16 protein-coding genes and 1 pseudogene are annotated in these 22,815 nt (G+C 41.9%); 12 read left to right on the top strand and 5 right to left on the bottom strand.

The window, feature by feature from the left end:
* Window position 1 precedes the first annotated feature (1 nt).
* Complete coding sequence (locus H6G26_RS20605) at window positions 2-1,321, bottom strand: dihydroorotase (protein ID WP_190731023.1); 1,320 nt, start codon at window positions 1,319-1,321, stop codon at window positions 2-4.
* A 271-nt stretch (window positions 1,322-1,592) separates the two neighbouring features.
* On the opposite strand from H6G26_RS20605, the gene lepB reads away from it, so the two are divergent.
* The 9 genes from lepB (at window position 1,593) to H6G26_RS42730 (ending at window position 16,188) form a co-directional block, all read left to right on the top strand.
* Entirely contained in the window at window positions 1,593-2,234 is a 642-nt protein-coding gene (gene lepB, locus H6G26_RS20600; RefSeq protein WP_190731034.1) for a signal peptidase I, read from the top strand.
* Between the two features lie 320 nt (window positions 2,235-2,554).
* Window positions 2,555-3,340, top strand: a complete 786-nt coding sequence (locus H6G26_RS20595) for an MOSC N-terminal beta barrel domain-containing protein (protein WP_190731033.1) — start codon at window positions 2,555-2,557, stop codon at window positions 3,338-3,340.
* Between the two features lie 481 nt (window positions 3,341-3,821).
* On the top strand, window positions 3,822-7,406 hold the full coding sequence (locus H6G26_RS20590) for an ATP-binding protein (protein ID WP_190731022.1): 3,585 nt from the start codon (window positions 3,822-3,824) through the stop codon (window positions 7,404-7,406).
* A complete protein-coding gene (locus H6G26_RS20585; RefSeq protein ID WP_190731021.1) occupies window positions 7,403-9,238 on the top strand; it encodes a GGDEF domain-containing response regulator in 1,836 nt (611 codons plus the stop codon). The genes H6G26_RS20590 and H6G26_RS20585 overlap by 4 nt, the downstream gene beginning before the upstream one ends.
* A gap of 426 nt (window positions 9,239-9,664) precedes the next feature.
* A complete protein-coding gene (locus H6G26_RS20580; protein ID WP_190731020.1) occupies window positions 9,665-11,149 on the top strand; it encodes a response regulator in 1,485 nt (494 codons plus the stop codon).
* A gap of 600 nt (window positions 11,150-11,749) precedes the next feature.
* Complete coding sequence (locus H6G26_RS20575) at window positions 11,750-12,910, top strand: LdpA C-terminal domain-containing domain (RefSeq protein WP_190731019.1); 1,161 nt, start codon at window positions 11,750-11,752, stop codon at window positions 12,908-12,910.
* An 84-nt stretch (window positions 12,911-12,994) separates the two neighbouring features.
* Window positions 12,995-14,728: a R3H domain-containing nucleic acid-binding protein gene (locus H6G26_RS20570; RefSeq protein ID WP_190731032.1), complete on the top strand. Its 1,734-nt coding sequence runs from the start codon at window positions 12,995-12,997 to the stop codon at window positions 14,726-14,728.
* A 56-nt stretch (window positions 14,729-14,784) separates the two neighbouring features.
* Window positions 14,785-15,393: a hypothetical protein gene (locus H6G26_RS20565; protein ID WP_190731018.1), complete on the top strand. Its 609-nt coding sequence runs from the start codon at window positions 14,785-14,787 to the stop codon at window positions 15,391-15,393.
* A 576-nt stretch (window positions 15,394-15,969) separates the two neighbouring features.
* Complete coding sequence (locus tag H6G26_RS42730) at window positions 15,970-16,188, top strand: hypothetical protein (RefSeq protein WP_242053815.1); 219 nt, start codon at window positions 15,970-15,972, stop codon at window positions 16,186-16,188.
* A gap of 134 nt (window positions 16,189-16,322) precedes the next feature.
* Here H6G26_RS42730 and H6G26_RS20555 read toward each other — a convergent pair whose 3' ends face one another.
* Entirely contained in the window at window positions 16,323-17,516 is a 1,194-nt protein-coding gene (locus tag H6G26_RS20555; RefSeq protein ID WP_190731017.1) for a Coenzyme F420 hydrogenase/dehydrogenase, beta subunit C-terminal domain, read from the bottom strand.
* A gap of 107 nt (window positions 17,517-17,623) precedes the next feature.
* On the opposite strand from H6G26_RS20555, the gene H6G26_RS43845 reads away from it, so the two are divergent.
* Entirely contained in the window at window positions 17,624-17,755 is a 132-nt protein-coding gene (locus H6G26_RS43845) for a hypothetical protein (RefSeq protein ID WP_277883905.1), read from the top strand.
* Window positions 17,727-17,894 carry a hypothetical protein gene (locus tag H6G26_RS42080; RefSeq protein WP_206757548.1) on the top strand — a complete coding sequence of 56 codons (168 nt, stop codon included), beginning with the start codon at window positions 17,727-17,729 and terminating at the stop codon, window positions 17,892-17,894. The genes H6G26_RS43845 and H6G26_RS42080 overlap by 29 nt, the downstream gene beginning before the upstream one ends.
* 115 nt (window positions 17,895-18,009) lie before the next feature.
* On the opposite strand, the gene H6G26_RS20545 is transcribed toward H6G26_RS42080, so the two are convergent.
* From H6G26_RS20545 to folK, 3 genes are all read right to left on the bottom strand, one after another.
* Entirely contained in the window at window positions 18,010-18,612 is a 603-nt protein-coding gene (locus H6G26_RS20545) for a hypothetical protein (RefSeq protein WP_190731016.1), read from the bottom strand.
* A 170-nt stretch (window positions 18,613-18,782) separates the two neighbouring features.
* Window positions 18,783-19,331, bottom strand: a complete 549-nt coding sequence (locus tag H6G26_RS20540) for an NUDIX hydrolase (RefSeq protein WP_190731015.1) — start codon at window positions 19,329-19,331, stop codon at window positions 18,783-18,785.
* Between the two features lie 68 nt (window positions 19,332-19,399).
* The gene (gene folK, locus H6G26_RS20535; RefSeq protein WP_190731031.1) at window positions 19,400-19,915 is read right to left on the bottom strand and encodes a 2-amino-4-hydroxy-6-hydroxymethyldihydropteridine diphosphokinase; all 516 of its coding nucleotides are present in this window, start codon (window positions 19,913-19,915) and stop codon (window positions 19,400-19,402) included.
* Between the two features lie 386 nt (window positions 19,916-20,301).
* Here folK and H6G26_RS20530 point away from each other — a divergent pair.
* Window positions 20,302-22,550: pseudogene (locus H6G26_RS20530) on the top strand (penicillin-binding protein 1A).
* The last annotated feature ends 265 nt before the right edge of the window (window positions 22,551-22,815 follow it).

Here is a 22,815-nt window from a genome sequence, read left to right as displayed (position 1 = left end):
GCTATACAAAAGTTAAAGCTTTACCCCGCACTTGCGTATTTACCTGGCCTTTGTCATAAACTATCTCACCACCGACAATGGTGGTTTTAGCCCAGCCGGTGAGATTCCAGCCTTCAAAGGGACTCCAACGACATTTGGTTAAAAGTTCCTCGCGCCGCACTGGAGAGTATGTGTTTAAATCTACAAGTACTAAATCGGCATCATAACCAGGTGCGATCGCTCCTTTATTGGGAATACCATAAGCCACAGCTACATTTTTTGACATCCAATTAACAACTTGAGCCACAGTACACTTTCCTTCCATCGCCGCAGTTAACATCAAAGCTAGGGAAGTTTCTACTCCAGGCATTCCCGAAGGACTATTGGGGTATTCTTGAGCTTTTTCTTCTAAGGTGTGCGGCGCATGATCTGTTGCGATGAAATCAATCACGCCATCGCGCAAAGCTTGCCAAAGAACTTCGTTATCGTGGGGCGATCGCAAAGGTGGATTCATCTGTGCTAAAGTACCAATCTGCTCATAAGCACTGGTGTTCAACAGCAAATGCTGTGGCGTCACTTCCGCAGTTACCCAACTAGGTTTCTCCTGACGCAGCAAATCTGCTTCTTCGGCAGTTGACATATGCAAAATATGCAGACGACGGTGATATTTTTGAGAAAGTTTTAATGCTAGTTGGGTTGCAAGCAAAGCCGCTTGATTATCTTGAATTTGCGAGTGAACGGCTGGATCGTGGATGTTGGCAAATTCTTGGCGGCGTTGATTGATTCTAGTTTGGTCTTCGGCATGAACGGCAATCAAGCGATCGCCTTTAGCAAATATCGCAGACAGGGCTGTTTCGCCATCAACCAGCAACTGACCATGCATCGACCCCATGAAAATTTTAATTCCTGGTGTTGGCTTTGCTAAAAGCAAATCTGGTAGATTCTCTGCTGTTGCCCCAATAAAAAACCCATAATTAACTAAAGACTTTTGTGAGGCACGTTCTAGCTTGTCGTCTAAAGCCTGCTGTGTTGTTGTCAGGGGGCGCGTATTGGGCATTTCTAAAAAGGAAGTAACTCCGCCTTTAGCACAGGCGCAACTGGCAGTGAATAAATCTTCCTTGTGTTCTAGTCCAGGTTCCCGGAAATGCACCTGCGGATCGATAACTCCTGGCAACAAAGTTAACCCTTGTGCGTCAATTTCAGTGGCTAGTTCCGTTTGGGAGATTTCTGGGGCAACTTCGACTATTTGGCGATCGCGCGTCAACACATCCCCAATCATCAGTTCACCATTAGGTAGAATTATGCGAGCGCGGCGAATCAATAAAATTTGTGGAGATGACATAAGGTTAACTTTGTTGAGACAGGGAGTTATGTATTACAGAGAACTATGCTTTTAGGTTAAACTTATTCGCGCCCAGAGTAACCAATTTTTGCCGCGCGTTAAAAAAAAGTTTATTTTTAATTTATGAAGAAATCCGTCAAATCCACAATCTAAAATTGGTAATCAAGATGGAAACATGACTAGGAAATTAAAATTTTCCCGTTAAGATTAACAAATAAAGTCTCACTAGGCGAGTTAATTACCTACATTTTTCCTTCAGTTAAGTAATTTCATACAAAATCAAGTGTCTGATAACAACTCTAGTCAACAACCCGATAATTCTTGGATCGCAGAGCTAGGTAGAACAATTGTATTGAGCATTGTTCTAGCTCTAGGAATTCGTACCTTTGTTGCTGAAGCACGCTGGATTCCTTCGGGATCGATGGAACCTACTCTGCATGGTACGCCAAACCAGTGGGAAGCAGACAAAATCATTGTCGATAAATTGAAGTATAAATTTGCTGACCCGCAACGGGGAGACATTGTAGTATTTTCGCCTACAAAGGAGCTACAAAAAGAACAATACCAGGACGCTTTTATTAAACGTGTAATTGGCTTACCTGGAGAAAAAATCCAACTTAGGGATGGCAAAGTCTACATCAACAACAAACCCCTCCCAGAAACCAATTACCTTGGTTCTGGTCAAAGTACAGTCATTGATGTTTGCCAATCAGGGCCACAGCCACCTTTTTTGGCGAAACCCCAGACTATACCAGCCAATTCATATGTAGTACTAGGTGATAATCGTAACAATAGTTACGATGGTCGCTGCTGGGGTGTTGTCCCCCGCGAGAATATTATTGGACGGGCTGTAGTTCGGTTCTGGCCTCTAAATCATGTTGGAGGAATAGATAAATCGCCAGTATATCCGTAGTTAAACCAGTAAATAGTGAACAGTAAACAGTTATCACAGTTTCAGCCGGGAATTTGACCCTAACTGTTACCTACCACTTGTTAGAAGTGGGGGACTCTGACGATGTGGATAAATACATCACCAATAACTGTTAACAATTGCATTAAGTACATTTTTAAACCTCACCCCCAACCCCTCTCCTTGTTAAGGAGAGGAGAGTGTTTCCGTAAGCAAATACGGCATGAGGTTCAGACTGTATTGCACCGAAGTAATAACCGCTAAAAGTAAGAAAATAATTCTTAGATTGAAAACTGCTAAATCACCAATCTAAAATTGCTATGATGCCTTACCTAGCCAAGATTTTACTGTATCCAGTTAAGTCACTGGATGGTGTTGAAGTTGAGAACGCTAGAGTTCTTGCCAGTGGCGCCCTACAGCATGACCGCGAGTTTGCCATTTTTGACGAACAGGATAGATTTGTCAATGGCAAGCGTCATACTAAAATCCATTTGTTAAGGGCAGAATTTGCACTATTAAATAGAACTATCTCTTTGCAAATGCCAGACGGCGATTCACAACAAATTTTTCATTTGGATGAGGAACGGCAAGCATTAGAAGCAACTTTGAGTAATTTTTTTGAGTTTGCTGTCAAATTAAGGCAAAACTCTTTGATGGGTTTTCCTGACGATACATACTCACTTGGGCCAACGGTAATTAGTACAGCAACATTGGCAGAAGTAGCTTCTTGGTTTCCCGGTTTAAATGTAGATGAAATGCGCCGTCGGATACGTGCCAATATTGAAATTGATGGTGTACCAGCATTTTGGGAAGATCGACTATTTAGTGAACAAGGTAATTTAGTCTCCTTTCGAGTGGGAAATGTAGATTTTTTTGGGGTTAATCCATGTCAGCGTTGTATAGTCCCAACACGCAATTCTTACTTAGGGGAAGCTTACCCAAACTTTCAAAAAATCTTTGTAACCCAGCGACAAGCAACTCTGCCAAATTGGGTTGCTTCATCGCCTTTTAATCATTTTTACAGATTAAGTGTCAATACCCAATTACACCCATCTTCAGCCGGAAAAACTTTACAAATCGGCGATGATATTGACATATTTCAACAATAAAATTAACATTTATTTAAAGTAAAAAAATCCAAAGTAAATTTTTTTGGATTTTTTTGTTTTTAGTATGCATTTGGATGAAAATTTTAAAATTGTTGTACTTAAATATAAGTTTTTGTACAAGTCCAGAGTTTGGAGACTGGAAAATCAAAACATCAGCAATTAAAAATTAAATTTAGGGTTGGGTGCTAATGGCGACCTGAATTTTAGAATGGCATACTGTAACTTATCAGTTAAATTTCAGTTCAGTTGACACATTGCCAGATAAAACTGAGCAAATTAAGGTGTTAGCACAAAGTCTGAAAATTAGGCGTTGGAGGAACTCAACCAATCAAACAAGTATAGTGTAATGTATGGGTTTATACTGATTATTGTAAAAATATTTCATGGTCACAGCGATCGCACACAGTAATTACCATGACACTAAGTGTAGCGGATATGGCAAAAATACCCCTAATATACGTTGGGGAAGAAGCAAACAATAATGTTATCCAAACTTCAGCCCGTCAAATCCATTAATCGCTTAGTTGGCATTTATGCCAAGATGCCCCTGAGGTATGTTCTGATTGTGCCCTTTATATTGCAAATTTGTGGGGCGGTAGGACTTGTGGGCTATCTTTCGTATCATAACGGCCAAAAAGCGGTAAAGGAGCTTGCTAGTCAATTAGAAAATGAAATCTGCGATCGCATTGAACAGCATCTTGACAACTATTTAACAACCCCGAAGCAAATCAATCAAATCAACTTAGATGCAATTGAGCTAGATTTGCTCAACCTTTCGGACTTTAAAACCACCGGAAATTACTTTTGGAAACAAATGCAGGTTTTCAATGTTGGCTATAACAGCTTTGCCAACTCCAAAGGTGAATTTATCGGTATTGAACGTTTAGATAATGGCACGCTCTTAATTAACGAAGTTACCGAAAAGCATGGTATCGGGAAACTTCATGTTTACAATACAGACTTGAAGGGGAATCGCCGCCAGCTTCAGCAAGTTAAAAATTATGATCCTCGTGTAGAGGCATGGTATACAGATGCGGTCAAGGTGGGTAAACCCGTTTGGAGCCAAATTTATCAATGGGAAGATAAACCAGAAGTTTTATCTATATCTTCCAGCTATCCTGTTTACGATAAAACTCACAAACTAATTGGAGTGATTAGTGTTGATTTAATTTTGTCACAAATCAGTAAGTTTTTAGCCAACTTAAATACCCAAAAATTGGGTAAAACTTTTATTTTAGAGCGTTCCGGGTTAATAGTGGCTTCTTCTAGTACCGAGCCACCATATACCATCACTAATAATCAAATAAAACGTCGATCAGCATTAGACAGTCAAAATGATTTAATTCGACTTACAACCCAGTCGTTGATCAAACGCTTTGGTAATCTTGAGTTCATGGCCAAGAAGCAACAGCTAAACTTTACCGCCGATGGAATGCATTATTTTGTGCAGGTAAAAAGTTGGAAGGATCAACTGGGTTTAGATTGGCTAATCGTGGCGGTGATTCCAGAAAGCGAATTTATGGAGCAAATTAACGCTAACACCCGCATCACCATTTTGCTCTGTGCAATCGCTTTTTTAGTAGCTACAACAATTGGGATGGTGACTGCTCAGTGGATAATTAAGCCGATTCTGCAATTAAACATATCAGCTAAGAAAATTGCTAAAGGTGAATGGGAACAAACACCAGAAATTCAGCGTTCCGATGAGCTAGGAGAACTAGCAAAGTCATTTGAAACTATGGCAAAGCAACTCCAAGCATCCTTTAGTACTTTGGAAGCAAAGAACGCCCAGATGCAAGTCTTAAATGAGGCTTTATCTCACAGTCAGAGTCGGCTAACTCAATTTTTAGAAGCCATGCCAGTAGGTGTATTTATCATCGATGCTGGAGGTGAACCTTATTACATAAATCATATTGGGCAGCAAATTCTTGGTCAAGGAGCGCTCGCAGAAGTTAGCGGCGAACAATTGTCAGATGTATATCAAGCTTACCTTGCCGGGACAGATCAACTTTACCCCAGCGATCGCCTGCCGATTTTGAGAGCATTGCTTGGGGAAAGCGCCAGGATCGATGATATGGAAATTCGCTATTTTGGCAAGATTATTCCCGTTGAAGTTTTGGGAAAGCCAATTTATGATGAATCAGGAAATCTTGCATTTGCGATCGCTACATTTTTTGATATCAGCCAACGCAAACAAGCAGAAAACTTATTAGCAGAATATAATCGCACCTTAGAGGCTCAAGTAAAAAAACGTACTGAAGAGTTTCAGCAAGCGATCGAGCAACTGCAAACCACCCAAAAAGAACTGATTCAATCGCAAAAAATTGCCGCACAGGAACAACAAGCAGCCGTTCGTGAAGCTGCGCGAAGTACCGCCGCTAACCTCGCCAAAAGCGAATTTCTTGCTAACATGAGCCACGAACTACGTACCCCACTCAATGCCATTCTCGGTTTTACCCAAATCATGAGCCGAGATTATTCGTTATCTGGTGAACATCAAGAAAACTTGGCAATTATTAATCGTGCTGGCGAACATCTACTCAACTTAATTAACGACATTCTAGAAATGTCCAAAATCGAAGCTGGCAGAATCACACTAAATAGTAGCAGCTTTAACTTAATTCATGTATTAAAGAACTTAGAAGAGATGTTGCGCTTGCGTGCTGCATCTAAAAATTTAGAATTAGTGTTTGAATATGCACAAAATATTCCTAAATACATAGAAACGGATGAAAATAAATTGTGTCAAGTCTTGCTCAACCTCTTGGGAAATGCCATCAAATTTACTAATACCGGGAGGGTGACGCTACGGGTAAGACTGGGGGCTGGGGGTTGGGGAAACGAGGAGCAGGGACAGAATCTCTCTCATTTCCCTCATCTCTTATTCGAGGTACAAGATACTGGCTGTGGTATTGCTCCACAAGAAATTGACTTACTATTTGAGCCTTTTGAGCAAACCGAAATCGGCAGAAAATCGCAGCAAGGTACGGGATTAGGTTTGGCGATTAGCCGGAAATACGTGCAACTGATGGGAGGAGATATTACTGTTAGGAGTATGCCTGGTATCGGTAGTACATTTACTTTTGATGTTCAGATTGCTCTAACTTGCCCTAGAGAAATCCCGACAAACCAAATTAGATACCAAATTCTAGCTTTAGCCTTTAATGAAAAAGCATACCGCATCTTAGTAGTTGACGACTCTAAAGAAAGCCGATTGTTGCTAGTTAAAATTCTCACATCTCTAGGATTTGAAGTCAAAGAAGCTACAGATGGTAGTGAAGCCGTTGCTAATTGGGAATCTTGGCAACCACACTTAATTTTTATGGATATGCGAATGCCAGTCATGGACGGTTATGAAGCAACAAGAATGATTAAAGCTAAACAAATAGGTTATGGGGCAGCCAATACATTGCGGAAGTTCTCAAAATTGAAACAGTTGGTGTCATCGTCGGCGAGCCAGTACCTGTTAGAAGAGTTTCCCGATTCAAGCGATCGCGAAGTTATCAAAGCACCCCTATTCAAAAGCCAGCTTGGGGCAGCGTCTCTCACACCAGAAGCAACTAGTGTCATCGAAAATGATGCTTCAACAGCCCTGGCTCCCCCTTACGACTTCTCTGGGGCAGGGCAGAGTTCTTCCAATACAGACACGATCATTATTGCCCTAACTGCTAGCGCTTTTGAGGAAGAACGCCAGAAAATTTTATCCATTGGCTGCGATGATTTTATTCGCAAGCCATTCACACAAGAAGTATTATTGGAAAAACTGAGCCAACATCTGGGTGTCAAGTATACCAATGAAGTAAAAACCACAGACACAACTGTTGTCGATCAATCTACACAGATATTTGTCAGTGTTGCCGAACTCCTGAGCCATTTATCACAAATGTCACCTGATTGGCTCCAAAATATTTACTATGCCGCAGCCAGCTGTAGTGATGAACTGATTTTAGAGTTACTCAAGCAAATTCCATCGGATAATGGTCAACTTTTCAAAGTTCTTAGAGATTTAGCGAATAACTACCAGTTTGAGAAAATCATGGAATTGACTAAAACAAACGTAGAATGAATTACGAGCATTTAGACCCTAATAAAAAAGATATTTTGATCATTGACGATATGGCCGACAACCTCCGGGTTTTATCCTCCATATTGACAAGGGAGGGGTATAACGTTCGTAAAGCCTTGAACTGGCAAATGGCACTAACAGCAACTCAAACAGTCTTACCGGATTTGATTCTACTTGATATTATGATGCCAGAAGTAGATGGCTATGAAATTTGTCAGACTTTTAAAGCTTGGGAGCTAACAGCCGATATTCCGGTGATTTTTATTAGTGCCTTAGATGATGTTTTTGACAAAGTTAAAGCCTTTCAAATGGGTGGTGTCGACTACATCACCAAACCTTTTGAATTTCAAGAAGTTTTAGTGCGCGTGAAAAATCAACTGGCATTGAGGTCGGCGCGATTAGAAATATTGAAACTAAATATTGAACTGGAACATCGGGTAAAACAGCGAACTGGGGAGCTAGAAAAAGCTCTAAAAAAGCTCCAACAAGAAATAAATTCTCGCCAGAAATTGCAAAGTCAACTGCTAGAAATAGCACTGCATGATTCCCTAACTGGATTACCAAACCGAGTTTTATTTATCAGGCGACTAGAAAATGCTCTAAATCGTGCCCAGCAAGAATCTAATTATCAGTTTGCGGTACTTTTTTTGGACTGCGATCGCTTCAAAGTTGTCAATGATTCTCTTGGGCATCTGGTGGGAGATGAATTGCTGATAGCCATCGCTCATCGCCTGCAAGCATGTCTGATACCTATTCATACTCTAGCACGATTGGGTGGTGACGAATTTGGAATTCTCCTAGAAAATATTACAGATATCAATATAGCAATCCAAGTTGCAGAATCAGTTCTGCAACAGTTATCACTTGCTTTTAAACTGTCAAGATATGAAGTATTTATGAATGCCAGTATTGGGATTAGCTGGGGCAATAAAGATTATGATCGCCCAGAATATTTACTGCGGGATGCTGATACGGCGATGTATCGGGCTAAGGCTCAAGGAAAAGCTAAATATCACGTTTTCAATCCAGCAATGCATCAGGAAGCTATTCAGCTTTTAGAGTTAGAAAATGACCTGCGAAGGGCAGTTGAAAGACAAGAATTTCTCGTTTACTATCAGCCAATTGTTTCCCTCACTACAGGCAGAATTTCTGGCTTTGAAGCCTTGGTGCGCTGGCAACATCCGACTCGCGGTCTAGTTTCTCCCACAGAATTTATTCCTGTGGCAGAAGAAACAGGTTTGATTAATGCCATCAATACTTGGGTATTACAGTCAGCTTGTCATCAACTGAGCATCTGGCAACATCATCCAGTGACACCAGAACCCCTAACTATGAGTGTTAATTTGAGCGCACGGTTATTTTTACAGCCAAATTTGTTAGAGCAAATTGACCGAATAATTTATGAAAATAAAGTAAATCCTGCATATTTAGAATTAGAGATTACAGAAAGTGTAATTATGGAAAATACTGATGCGATTAAAATAATCCTTCAACAGCTAAAGCAGCGAAAAATCAAGCTGATTATGGATGATTTTGGTACAGGATATTCCTCCTTGAGTTACTTGCACATTTTTCCTTTGAATGCGCTTAAAATTGATAAATCTTTTGTCAAACGTATGCAGGATAACAAAGAGAATATGGGGTTAGTACCAGCAATGATTGGCATTGCTAACTCAATGGGAATGAGTGCGATCGCTGAAGGTGTAGAAACACAAGAACAGTTAGCTCAATTGAGAAGTTTCAACTGTGATTTTGCTCAAGGATATCTATTTTCTAAACCCATAGAGCAACAATTGGTTATTAAGTTACTTGCCGCATCACCTCAATGGTAGCTATCAAATGGCACCTGGAAAAAATTTCATTGTTAACGCTCGACTAGATAATCTGCGTGTATTATCTACTATACTGCTGTAAGCAGGCTATCAAGTTCGCAAAGTTCGTAATATAAATACAGCAGTTTTCATCTGCATGAAGTACAAAGCTAAGGGTTTTGAGATAGGGGATCACTGAGCGTAGCCGTAAAGCCTGCGGCAAGCCATTCTCAGCAGTCGCTCATGGGGGAAACCCCCAAGACCGCGCCGCTTCACCGCTTTGCGTCTACGTTAAAAAAATTGACTTTGGGAAAGAATTTTAGCCTTAACTGAACTGTATTGGACTATAAATACAAGTATTTCGGTGAAGTTAATAAAAAAAATCAAGATTATTAAAAATAAGTATTTACTATTCTCAATTTTTACAAACATAGCTTTTAATACATAATGCATTCCAATCAAACTGATCATCATAAAAGAAATATTCTAGTGGTCGATGATACCCCAGATAATTTGCGGCTTTTATCGGCAATGTTAACTGCACAAGGTTTTGAAGTTCGCAAAGCTTTAAACGGTAAAATGGCATTGACTGCGTGTCAAATGGTTTTGCCAGATTTGATTTTACTGGATATTAATATGCCAGAGATGGATGGCTATCAAGTTTGTCAACAGCTGAAAGCTGATACTAAAACTTGTGAAGTTCCAGTAATTTTTATTAGCGCTCTGGATGATGTTGTAGATAAGGTAAAAGCCTTTGATGTTGGTGGTGTAGATTATATTTCAAAACCTTTTCATGGGGCAGAGGTTGTGTTGCGAATTGAAAATCAGATTAATTTGCGTTTGCTTCAAGTTAAACTGCAAGAAAAAAACTTTTTACTCCAACAGGCACTTGACAACTTGCAAGCCTCTCAAGTTAAACAGATTCAGAATGAAAAGATGGTGGCTCTGGGGCAGTTAGTAGCTGGGCTAGCTCATGAGATTAATAACCCGATCAGTTTTATTTATGGAAATATCCAATACGCTGGTCAATATATGCAAGACCTAATAAATCTGATTGAGGTCTATCAACAGGAATATCCCAAACCCACACCAAAAATTCAGCAAGTAGCCAAAGATATAGACCTGAATTTTATGGTGACAGATTTGCAAAATCTAATAGGTGCAATGTATAGAGGATCTGATCGCATTCGGGAAATTGTACTAGCGCTACAACACTTTTCTCGGCATGATGAAGCAGAGATAAAGCAGGTAAATATCCATGAAGATATCGAAAACACTTTGGTGATGTTACAACATAGACTCAGGGAAGCAGCAGGTCGTCCTGCCATTGTTGTGGTGAAAGATTATGGTAACTTGCCTTTAGTTACTTGTTACGCGAGTGAATTAAACCAAGTATTTATGCATCTGTTGAATAATGCTATTGATGCAATAGAAGAGGGAGTGAAGAATCAATCTCCTAGTTCCTACCCCCCAACGCCACTTGGGGAAATCCCAGATGCTCTTTACCAGACGCTGGGCGTAACTTGCTTCCCCGAAGGAGTACACGAACTCGGTAACGCTGCGCTATCGCCCTACAGTCCTTTGGGAATCGTACGGCAGGCGTCTCCAAGAGTTGGGGAGATGTTAGAAGGGGAAAGACCGCAGTGGCTCCTTCCTACTCCCCAAATTCGGATTCACACAGAGGTAACAGACTTGAATATGGTCAAAATTGCGATCGCAGATAATGGCCCTGGTATTGAAGAGTCGTTGCGATCGCGTTTATTTGACCCATTTTTTACCACAAAACCTGTGGGCAAAGGTAGTGGGCTAGGATTATCCATTAGCTATCAGATTATCGTCCAAAAACACCAAGGGAATATTACCTGCACCTCTTCTGTTGACCAAGGAGCAGAGTTTGCGATCGAAATTCCCATCGAGCAACCTGAGCGTTAGCCAACAGCAAACTCGGTAAATTGTCGTTTAAAGGGAGAATAAAAAGTCAAAACAGTAATTAGCAAGCTCATTGGCAATAAAATCAGGAAATCCGGACTTTTTATAAGAAAGACGCTGAAAACACCTGAGAAACAGCAACATCGTTGCGTTTTTTGTACTTTAGGCAGGTGATGAAAGCTAGTCGCACCCTTAAGGGTGCTTTAATGTTAAACTAATTTGAACAGGAAGGGTAATCAACCTGTATAAAAACCCGATGTTGCCTAACGGCTCTACGCTGAACCTTGACAATTGAAAATATGGGGTTCTATTCCATAGTTCTAGCTCCTTTCCAGGAATAGGTAAAATTTTCATGGGGACTAGACGACCAGCATTGTACAGGCGTATTGCAATACGCTCCTAGCAAACAAATTTTGGAGTCATCCAACTACGGTAGGGCATACCGAAAGTTAACGCTTGAGGAGAGAACCACCTCTGGGTGAGATACCGCAAGGGGTCTCATCTAAGTGGACTCGTTGAACCAAGAATCTCCGTGGCTTTAGCCCGGAGAGTGTCAATGATTACAGACTACTATTTTTAGTCGCATAAACGCATAATAGAAGTGTGACTGATCTGTTCATCCCTTTACAATCTCTCAAACAAGGTGACTGGTTCAAGCTCATCTGCGGAGCTAGCTTCCAGCATTTGCCGGCAGTCAGAAATTTAACGTTAGCCTATACTTTGGCGGGCGCTGACTGTATAGATGTTGCAGCTGATCCAGCAGTGATTGCAGCAGCGCAAGCAGGGCTACAAGTAGCCAAAACTCTGGCTTGTGATGCCCAAAAGCGAGGCTTTGACTACAAAGGCAACTCGCCCTTTTTGATGGTCAGCCTGAACGATGGAGAAGACCCCCATTTTCGGAAAGCAGAATTTAATCCTACTGAGTGTCCTACAGACTGCCCTAGACCCTGTGAACGGGTTTGTCCGGCACAAGCGATCGTGTTTGACAGTATCAAAGAAGACTTTTCGGGAGTAATATCCGAAAAGTGCTATGGCTGCGGTCGTTGCATACCAATTTGTCCATACAGTATAATTGATACAGCTTCATATGTGACAACGCCGGAAGCGATCGCGCCATTGGTGATGTCAACAGGAGTAGATGCCGTAGAAATCCATACACAAGTAGGGCGATTGGCAGAATTTCAGCGATTATGGCAGGCAATTTCACCGTGGGCTGATCAACTAAAGTTACTAGCCATTAGCTGTCCCGATGGCGATGGGATGATTGACTACTTAAGAGCAGTATATGACCTAATTTCCCCACTCAAGAGTGCTTTAATTTGGCAAACCGACGGTCGTCCCATGAGTGGTGATATTGGCGATGGCACTACAATAGCTGCGGTGAAATTAGGGCAAAAAGTTTTGGCAGCTAAGTTACCAGGATATGTGCAGTTAGCAGGCGGCACAAATCGCTATACCGTTGCTAAGTTAAAGGCAATGGGACTGCTCAAAGAGGCAGGGGAGCAGGGGGCGGGGGGCAGAGGAGAAGAAATTTTCCCCCTGCTCCCTGCTCCCCGCCCCCCCTCCTCCATCGCCGGGGTCGCCTACGGTAGCTACGCCCGTGTACTGCTGTCACCAATTCTCGAACAGTTAGAGAATAAGGAGGTAAATAACACCAATGTACAAGCGAATCTTCGCCTCGAAGAAAATGACGTATTACTTTGGCAAGCTGTAAAACTTGCCCATTCTCTCGTTTCCCAGATTAAGTCACAGCAGGAGCGTTAATTGCTCGTTTCGGGAAATTACCCAGAGCGGGTTCTCCTGTATGCAAATGTCCTCGCTATCTCTAAAAACGTCACCATAGAAAGCATGACGATTACAGACGATCTCCAAAAGTTATTAGACATTTTGCCCCAAGACCTGCAACAAGTACTAGAGAGTCATCCCAAACGAGATAGTTTAGTAGAAGTGGTCTTGGATTTGGGTCGTCGCCCAGAGGCTCGCTTTCCGAATCAAGCTGAGTATTTGAGCGAAGTACCCGTTACTCAAGAACAGATAGATGATTGTATTCAACGAGTTGGAATTTTTGGCGGAGATAATCGGGCAGGAATTGAGCAAACTTTGCATCGGATCAGCGCCATCCGCAACCGCACGGGTAAGATTATAGGCTTGACCTGTCGCGTTGGCCGAGCGGTATTCGGAACCATTGGCATGATCCGCGATTTGGTAGAAACTGGTAAATCGATTCTCATGCTGGGGCGTCCAGGCGTGGGCAAAACTACTGCCTTACGGGAAATTGCCCGTGTTTTGGCGGATGATCTGCATAAGCGAGTGGTGATTATTGACACCTCCAACGAAATCGCTGGGGATGGTGATGTTGCCCACCCCGCTATTGGTCGCGCTCGGCGGATGCAAGTAGCTCGTCCAGAAGAACAGCATCAGGTGATGATTGAGGCAGTGGAAAACCATATGCCAGAAGTCATCGTCATTGATGAAATTGGCACGGAACTGGAAGCTTTAGCGGCTCGTACCATTGCGGAACGGGGTGTACAGTTGGTAGGTACTGCCCACGGGAATCAGATCGAAAATCTGATTAAAAACCCGACCCTGGCTGATTTAGTTGGGGGTATCCAAGCTGTAACGCTGGGAGACGACGAAGCCAGACGGCGAGGTTCTCAAAAGACTGTTTTGGAGCGTAAAGCCCCTCCTACCTTTGAGATTGCTGTGGAAATGTTAGAACGCCAACGCTGGGTAGTACACGAAAGCGTTGCTGACACAGTAGATAATCTGCTGCGGGGGCGTCAGCCTACTCCACAAACGAGAACCGTTGATGACCAAGGCAAAATTGCTGTTACAAGGCAGTTAGCTGTTGTCAATGGTCGCGGTGGACAGCTAGCGACAGTGGAAGAATCTTTCCCATCGGCGCGACAGGCTAATGGCTGGCGTTCATCTGGACAAATGGTTGCACTGCCGCAATTGCCTGTAGAGCGCGTGACTGGACGCAGTGAGTTTGATCGTTTGCTGGATGAATCCTTTAATTATTCTGAAAGCATTGATTTGGATGCTGCTACAAGAGTGCCAGGGCCCAATGGTGAAGATTTACCACTGCACGTTTACCCATATGGGGTTAGTCGTCATCAACTAGAACAGGTAATTAGCGTGCTAACTTTGCCCGTGGTATTGACAAAAGATATAGATACTGCTGATGCAATTTTAGCACTGCGATCGCACGTCAAAAACCATGCTAAATTACGCCAGATGGCAAAAGCGCGTCATGTACCCATCCACATGATTAAGTCCAGCACAATTCCGCAAATTACCCGTGGCTTGCGGCGCTTGCTGAACATGGACGACCCAGAAATGGCCGATGACCTAGAATTGCAGCTGTTTTTGCACAATGGTAGCGATGATGAGATGGATGCCTTGGAAGAAGCTAGACTTGCTGTTGAGCAAATTGTGATTCCTAAAGGACAGCCAGTCGAGTTATTACCACGTTCTCCCCAAGTCCGAAAAATGCAACATGAGTTAGTAGAACACTATCGCCTCAAGTCGCATAGTTTTGGCGAAGAACCAAATAGAAGATTGCGGATTTATCCGGCGTAACTCACCCCTAACCCCTCTTCGTAGTACGGAGAGGGGATGTCGCTAGGAGACACTTGATGTCCTATAGAGAGTTTTCTTTAAGAAAAGTAAAACAAGACTTTAATCTTACCTTAGTAGAAGGTGGGCGATTTTTACCTCCTATAGAACCAATCTCACCTAGTCCTTTGTTGGCTGAATTTTTAGCAGAAAGTATCCAGCTAGCAATTGCAATGGGTTCTGAGAAAGCTAGATCAGAATTGATTATTAGCCCAATCTTGTTTGAAGTCCGAAAAATTCTTAACAGACAAATCAGTTTCTTTTCTGGAGAAGAATTTAATGTTGAACCAGAAGTGGGACTGGCAGGATTTTGTGACTTTCTGATTAGCGCTTCGCCAGAACAGTTATTTATTGAAGCTCCAGCAGTGGTGATTGTGGAAGCCAAAAAGGAAAATCTTAAAGGTGGTTTGGGACAGTGTATCGCAGAAATGATCGCCGCCCAAAGGTTTAATGCCAAATACGAAAAACCTATTGCTACTATCTACGGTAGTGTTACTAGTGGCAACCTGTGGACATTCCTCAAGTTAGAGGACACTACTGTTACTATTGATTTAACTGAATATTTAATTCCGCCAGTCGAGCAAGTCTTAGGTATTTTAGTGTGGATGATTCGGTCACAATCAACTTAAGGTTGGGTTTCGCTTCTGATTGCTGTTAATTTACATATGCCAAAAAACCCGGTCATGAAACCAGGTTTTTGTGGGGTCATATTTCCCCAAGGCTAGTTATAGAAGTTATTTATAAATTAGTGTTCTGGTAATAACTACCAAACTTAGGTTATCAATTTCGGAAAATTGTTGCCCAATTATCAAAATTTTTTCTTGCTCATACCAATTTAAAAAATGATTGCGATTCAAGAAGATTTTGCCCTATAGCTTCCTTCATTTAAAGTTAATTTTTATACTTGTTTTATTTAAAATCAGTAATTTTACTTTCTATTTTAGAAAAACTTGTAAATAAAAACCGTGTTGACTCTGAAGCCAAGAATGATGTTTCTGTTGGATTCTTAAGGTATGCAAGCTAACTACTTGCCTGTTAAAAGTATTGACAAAAAAATGGCAACTAACTTTAATCAAAACCAAACCCCAGATTCTCCTTGAAATCCTTTCCTCCCCACTGAAAGAGATATAAGCAGAACTGAAGAACTAGCAAAAAAAAGCCCTATCGTTGCTGGTGTATTAACATTTTTTCTTCTCCCTGCTGGCATGATTTATCTCAACAGAGGAGTAAATAATCTAAAAATTGTTGGATATGTTTTTGTCACTGCTTTTATGGTAGGTATCGTTTCATACGGAGAAAAAGATGATCGAAAAATGGAAGGAATGAGTAATCTAGTTAGATTTTGTGGTCAAGTAGCTTTAATTACTGAGAATATCAAAGCAGTTACTCTAGCCCGTAAGCGATTAAGTTTTAAGCAGCCTTAATAATTACCAAGTATTAAGTACTGTTGCTCAGAAAAAATTACAAGCAAGCTTTCAGTATTCAGTATATGAATTTACTAGCAAACAAAAAAGCCTGCTTTTGCAGGCTCAGATATATTTCACACGAACGCGAAAGACTACTCTGGTAACTTATATTGTTCAACAATACGCTTGGCGAACTCTGGAACGTGCCCTTCTAACTTTTCTGGATGATTTCGCTTCACATACAAATAATTCCGAGTAAAGTGAGAATCAATCGAAAACCGCGCATATTCTAAACCCTTGGGGCCGATTTTTTCGATGACCACACCCATAAGTTTTGCCGCCCACATAGGAAGGGTAACGCCTTTATCGTAAGCGGGAATACTTTGCTGTACAGCTTCCTTCCGGTTGCCTTTAGACGTAACTGGTTGGGTGTCTAACTGGTCTTTCACCAAATCCAGCATTTCTTTACCTGTGTCATTTCTAACTACAATCCACTGCCAGCCGAAGGGTGCGCCCATGTAGCCAACAACTAAATCTGCTAGGGAATTAACATAATCAAAGCAACTCATACAGGATGGAGCAAAGACATCTTTGAGTTGATTAGTCTTCAAGCCAAAGAAAGGCACAGTTTCTGATGAGCCATCCTCATGTTTGAAGTGAACCCGGAAGTCTTGCATGAATTCGTAATGCACAACTGTATCAGGCGATCGGCTAGTGGTTTCTAAGAATTTTTGTAGTCCGGCGCGGTTAACATTATCTACGCAGGGCGTACCCAAAACATACAGCTTTTCTAGACCCAATTGTTTTTCTACGGCTCGTAGCGCTTGGATTTGGCAACCAACACCAATTACTAATAGCCGTTTCATCCCCGATTTCTCTATCTGTTCCAACACGGAAAGATTTGGGGAAAGCGTTGGTTTATTTACCCGCGCCGCTAGTATTTCTTCTGGGGTACGGGCGATGACGGGCATGGGTTGAAAGCGGTCTTCTTTGGTATTTTGCACGCAGACGACACCTTCAACAATGCCGCGATTGAGCATTTCAATGGCAATGCTGCTAACAATACCCGTCCATTGTGCGCCTTCAATGGGCTGTTGTTTCCGCGCCGCTATCATGTCTTGGTGAACACCAAAGTAGAGTTCATCAGGGTTGTCGAGATGGCGCGATCGCGTGTGTGTTTCTTCTTCAAGTTCGCCTATTTGCTGATTAATAAAAGCACAAGCTTCCTTGACATAGTGAATATAGTATGTATCGCATAGTCCGCACTCGCTACAGAGTTCTTTAGCAGGGCGGCGGCTAGTAGATTTTAAGGCTCTGGCTTTTTTGTGAGGAGAAACTGAGGTCATATAAATTTTTTGTTTTATCCAGGAATCGCTTTTATTACAATACCTTCACTGGCTATGAACTTGACGATAGAGATTGAACAAGAAGAGGATAGACGCAATAAGCAGAAGTGATTGCTTTTCCTGGTGTACTGGCTTACAGGCAGACACCAGAAGAAGCAGTTGCTAGAGTTCAAGCATTAGCACTGCGTGTGTTAGCACATAAGCTGGAACATGGGGAAGCAACGCACAGCAGCAGCTAGCGCCAGTTCAGCCCAAACATTTGATTTTTTTAAGCAAATGGGCATCTTTTATTTCGAGCAACCTTCATTTGTTCAAGTAGCGTTGATGTACTTAGATATACTTGTGGAAATCGGTCATATTCTTTCAGCCAAGCACTAACTTTTGGATTAATCCAATTGAGAAAACAATAAATATCACTATGAACCTATCCCACTATTCTAAAAATCCATACTCCTTTTCGTAAAATGTGCTTGAAAACCTTAATTTTTCGTTTTCAGTTCTCAATAAGCTTAAGCTTTGTAGCACAAATATTATTAGTGGGATAGGTTCTATGGATGTTGTCAAGTTGCAGGTAATTCCAAATTGGTTCATGGTGAAAATTGCGGTTACGTAACCAATGTATACTTTTTATCTTTGGTCGTATTTGTTTAATATTTAGTTCATAAGATTTAGCATATTTGAATATTTGTTTACAAAAAGGACGCCATATCGTAATTTCATAATATTTTTTCTCTATTAAGCTTTTCCAAAATCCAAAATTCAGTTCTGGAATTAAGTGATTGAAGTTATGATTGCATTTTTTAAGAACAGCGTTAACAGTCTCATGTTCGTAACTGTCTAATTTAATTTTTTCGTTACATAACCAATCATTACCATGCTCAACTAATAATACATTGTTGATTCTATTACGTAGGACAATCTCTAAAGTATGTAGACTTGGATAGAGTGCCTCGCAAAGTTGAGTATTGATCTGACATATTCTGATGGCGTTACCGTGATTACTATTCGCAGCGCTAAGATATGGTTTCATACGTGCAGCTGAAAAATTCATCACAATATCTATTAGCTCATCATCTGTTAGTTTAAGCTGAGGCATTGACAACTCTTATAATATCCGCTATATTATATTCTGTAGACACCAGAACGTCCTATGTCTCGTAAAAGCGAGTTATGACCCTGGCGTAAAGAAATCTAATTTTGATTGCGTTTTTTAAATAAACCCCCTAAATATATAAAGTTTAGGGGGTTTTGTTATATGAAAAACTATTAAATTAAAAACGGACGCGCCAGAAAGAAGCTAGCAATTGATTTAGCATCTACCTGCTCTCCCTCTAGAATAGCTTTCTCTAATTCTTCGGGAGTCAAAAATACAGTTTCGATATCTTCGTCTCCATCTTGTGGCGGTGGTGTCTCCAGCTTTTCTAAATCTCGTGCCAGAAAAGCATAGATAATTTCATCAGAATAACCAGGCGCTAAGAAAAATTCGCCTAATTTGTCCCATTTTTGGGCACTATAGCCAGTTTCTTCTTCTATTTCACGCTGTATTGTCTCTAAAGGATCTTCATTTATTTCCAATGTTCCTGCCGGAAATTCTAATATGCGTCCCTGAATTGCAAAACGATACTGGCGCACGAGTACAAGTTTACCCTCTGGCGTCACCGGCACAGCTAAAGCACCACCAGGGTGACGAATACATTCCCATTCTCCTTCCGATTTATTAGGCAAACGTAAGCGATTAACTTCAAAATCAAACTTGCGTCCTTTATAAAACAAGCGTTGTTTTAGTAGTTGTGGTAATTCTCTACCTAATGGCATAGTATAATTCTGATTATCTGTGAAACAGAGGTGAAATCAGCGTTCTTCTGCGTTTAAGGATGGTAATTCTAATTGCCCATCAATAAATGTACATCAGAACAGTCTACCTCTTTCAGCAGTTCTTTAATAACACACCCGGATACTGGTTCTATCCAATCTGGGGCAATTTCTGCCAGTGGTACTAACACAAAGGCCCGATCCCGCATTCGTGGATGAGGAATCTGGAGTTTTGGTGTATCCACAATAAAGTCATCAAATAATAACAAATCTAAATCTAAGATTCGTGGCCCCCAGCGTTCCTGACGCACACGCCCAAATTGTTGTTCAATTCCTAACAAAATTTCTAATAATTGCTGTGGTAGCATTTCTACATGCAATGTGACGCAGCCATTTAGGTAATCTGGCTGTGGTGGCCCCACAGCTTTGGTTTTGTACCAATTGGATCTAGCTTCTAAGAAAATACCTGGAGTTTGGGCTAAAGTTTCTATAGCTGCTTCTAAAATTGTCTGTGAATCACCGATATTACTACCAAGAGCAACGGCGCTTCTTCTTAGCTCTGCTTCGGCGTAGTTCGCCTTAGGCATCATGCTCTCCTGAAGTAAGCTGTTTTCGGGCTGTATGTACAAATACTTCGCTGCACTTGTTCCCAAAAGTGACGATAATTTTTATATTCCGAATAGTTATCAAAGTTACAGTATTTTTACAAAACTCAATTAACTAAACGTAAAAAACATTTATTTTGTGGTGAATTTAGTTAATTATTTATAGGATATTATACTAACACAGAGGTGGTGCTATAACCCCAAAGTTGATTGATCGTGGTTATTATAGTTACTACTTTGAGCGAGGAACTGATGTGGGTAAGCTTACCTCCTGGTTCAAGCGAAGACCAACTAATTTGAGTGACTCTGGACAAGGTGGAACAAATGAGAGCTTACCACCAGAAAATCTGGCGCAGCCGAGGCAGTTACTGAGCAAATGAAAATTTTACCATCTAGGATGAAGGCCAATCAGGCAACTCGCGGTAAACCACTCTATCGTCGCTTATGGTTTTGGGCAGGGTTGGGTTTAGGTAGTGGGATAGTTGCCTTGATCTACGGTATTAGTTTGATAGATCAGACTTTGCCAGATCAGGCTGAGTTGAATGCCGTGGTTAGAGAGCAAACACTGACCATCAAAGCTGCCGATGGAACCATATTACAACAACAAGGTGAAACTGCCAGAGAACAGCTAAACCTGGAACAAATACCAGATAATTTAAAAAAAGCTTTTATCGCCTCAGAAGATAGAAGATTTAAGCAACACAACGGAGTTGATCCTCAAGGAATTGTCAGAGCGGGTTTGAATAATTTGCGATCGCAAGGTGTAGTCGAAGGTGCTAGTACCATTACCCAACAGCTAGCCCGGATTCTGTTTTTGAAACAAGAACAGACAATCTGGCGCAAACTTAAGGAAGTCCGCCTAGCTCAAAAAATGGAAAATGAATTAACCAAAGATCAGATTTTAGAACGTTACCTGAATCTGGTTTATTTGGGAGGTGGAGCTTATGGTGTGGCAGATGCATCCTGGGTATACTTTAGTAAATCGCCAGACCAGCTTACTCTTGCGGAAATGGCAACGATTGCTGGATTAGCTCCTGCTCCTAGCTTATATGCTCCAGACAAGAATCCAGAAGCTGCAAAACGGCGGCGGAATCTGGTATTGTTACGGATGGAAGAAGATAAAGTAATTACACCAGAACAAAGGCAAGCAGCAGCCCAAGAATCGCTAACTCTCAAGAGCAGTTTGCCCAAACGAGTGCAAGTAGAATCGCCCTACTTTACCAGCTACATCCAAAAAGAATTGTCGAAGTACGTTTCTTCTGATGTGTTAGCGAATGGGGGATTAGTAGTGGAAACCACGCTGAATCCAACTTGGCAGAAAGTTGCAGAAGAGGCGGTTGCCAAAACGCTGCGAAATCAAGGACGCTGGGAAAACTTTAAGCAAGCATCAATGGTAGCCATTGACCCCCGTAACGGTGAAATTAAGGCAATGGTTGGGGGAAAAGATTTTGGTAAAAATCAGTTTAATCGAGTTACCCAGGCACAGCGTCAGCCAGGATCGACATTTAAAGGATTTGTATATGCAACTGCGATCGCTACCGGTAAAAGTCCCTACGATAGTTACGAAGATGCGCCCTTTGTCGTAGACGGCTACGAGCCGAAAAACTATAGTGAAAGGTTTCGGGGTTCGATGAACATCCGAGATGCCCTCACCCGGTCTATTAATGTTGTTGCGGTAAAGACATTGATTGATGTGGGATTTACGCCAACGATTAAACTTGCCCATGATATGGGGATAAAATCTGAACTCAAGCCCACCTACTCCTTGGCTCTCGGCTCAAATGAAGTCAATCTGCTAGAGTTGACTAGCGCCTATGGTAGCTTTGCTACTCAGGGATTGCATATAGAGCCTCATGGTATTACTCGCATCCTCAACCGTCAAGGCAAGGTGATTTGGTCAGCTAATTTTAAATCAAAACGCGCCCTTGATGCTGACAGTGCCGCCATTATGACTTGGATGCTACGCAACGTTGTAGAAGCGGGGACTGGTGCTGCTGCTCAATTAGGTAATAGACCCGTTGCTGGCAAAACAGGCACTTCCGACGAAGCCCGCGATTTATGGTTTATTGGCTACATTCCCCAAATAGTCACAGGGGTCTGGCTAGGTAACGATGATAACCGCCCCACATACGGCAGTAGTGGTAGTGCGGCTTACACCTGGCGCGAATTTATGGCAAAAGCGGTAGAAGGGATGCCCGTAGAAAAGTTTCCTAAACGCCCTAAGTTAGAAGGTCGTAAAGCTACCATCAAAGCCCAGTCCATCAAGCCCAAACAAGTGCTGAATCGTTCTATTTCCTCTAATGATGACTCAAAAGGGGAAAGTACTAGAAATTCTGAGGAGAGTGGTTCATCTAGGAGACGTAGAAGAAGGAGGAGCTATTCTCAAGAAGAACAGCAATCGACCGATTATACCCCAAGACGGAGAAGGCGCGATCGCAGCCAAGAATCAAGTTCCAATAACTCTTCCTCAGAGTCATCTAGTCCACGGCGGCGATCTAGAACAGTAGAATCTGATTCTTCCCCACCTCGAAGAACTCGGCGATCTTCCCCTTCCGGCAATAGTTCCGGTTCATCATCACAACCATCCTGGCGCGATAGACTTAGACCTTCTAATTAATGAAAAGTGGGGATTGGGCATTGGGGATTGGGGATTGGGCATTGGGCATTGGGCAATAATCAATAAGTTGTTATTCTTCCTCTACCTCCCCTGCTCCCCTGCTCCCCTGCTCCCCTGCTCCCCTGCTCCCCTGCTCCCCTGCCCCCTGCCCCCTGCTCCCCTGCTCCCCATCCTCTTTTCTATGCAATATGAAGTTGCTCAAACTAAACTCCAGAGGGATGTTAAGTGATACGCTCATTCTATAGTGTGTCAAGTAGCGTTACTT

Origin of the sequence: Nostoc sp. FACHB-888, from assembly GCF_014696655.1 — a bacterium.
In the GTDB taxonomy this organism is placed as follows: domain Bacteria; phylum Cyanobacteriota; class Cyanobacteriia; order Cyanobacteriales; family Nostocaceae; genus Nostoc.
Note: the sequence above shows the minus strand (reverse complement) of the source record. Positions and strands in the feature narration are given on the sequence as shown.

Excerpts from the sequence above, each read along its gene's own strand:
- H6G26_RS20605 (WP_190731023.1), bottom strand. The coding sequence starts at position 1,321 with ATGTCATCTCCACAAATTTTATTGATTCGCCGCGCTCGCATAATTCTA.
- H6G26_RS20595 (WP_190731033.1), top strand. The coding sequence starts at position 2,555 with ATGCCTTACCTAGCCAAGATTTTACTGTATCCAGTTAAGTCACTGGAT.
- H6G26_RS20590 (WP_190731022.1), top strand. The coding sequence starts at position 3,822 with ATGTTATCCAAACTTCAGCCCGTCAAATCCATTAATCGCTTAGTTGGC.
- H6G26_RS20585 (WP_190731021.1), top strand. The coding sequence starts at position 7,403 with ATGAATTACGAGCATTTAGACCCTAATAAAAAAGATATTTTGATCATT.
- H6G26_RS20580 (WP_190731020.1), top strand. The coding sequence starts at position 9,665 with ATGCATTCCAATCAAACTGATCATCATAAAAGAAATATTCTAGTGGTC.
- H6G26_RS20570 (WP_190731032.1), top strand. The coding sequence starts at position 12,995 with ATGACGATTACAGACGATCTCCAAAAGTTATTAGACATTTTGCCCCAA.
- H6G26_RS20565 (WP_190731018.1), top strand. The coding sequence starts at position 14,785 with ATGTCCTATAGAGAGTTTTCTTTAAGAAAAGTAAAACAAGACTTTAAT.
- H6G26_RS42730 (WP_242053815.1), top strand. The coding sequence starts at position 15,970 with ATGATTTATCTCAACAGAGGAGTAAATAATCTAAAAATTGTTGGATAT.
- H6G26_RS20555 (WP_190731017.1), bottom strand. The coding sequence starts at position 17,516 with ATGACCTCAGTTTCTCCTCACAAAAAAGCCAGAGCCTTAAAATCTACT.
- H6G26_RS42080 (WP_206757548.1), top strand. The coding sequence starts at position 17,727 with ATGGGGAAGCAACGCACAGCAGCAGCTAGCGCCAGTTCAGCCCAAACA.
- H6G26_RS20545 (WP_190731016.1), bottom strand. The coding sequence starts at position 18,612 with ATGCCTCAGCTTAAACTAACAGATGATGAGCTAATAGATATTGTGATG.
- H6G26_RS20540 (WP_190731015.1), bottom strand. The coding sequence starts at position 19,331 with ATGCCATTAGGTAGAGAATTACCACAACTACTAAAACAACGCTTGTTT.
- folK (WP_190731031.1), bottom strand. The coding sequence starts at position 19,915 with ATGCCTAAGGCGAACTACGCCGAAGCAGAGCTAAGAAGAAGCGCCGTT.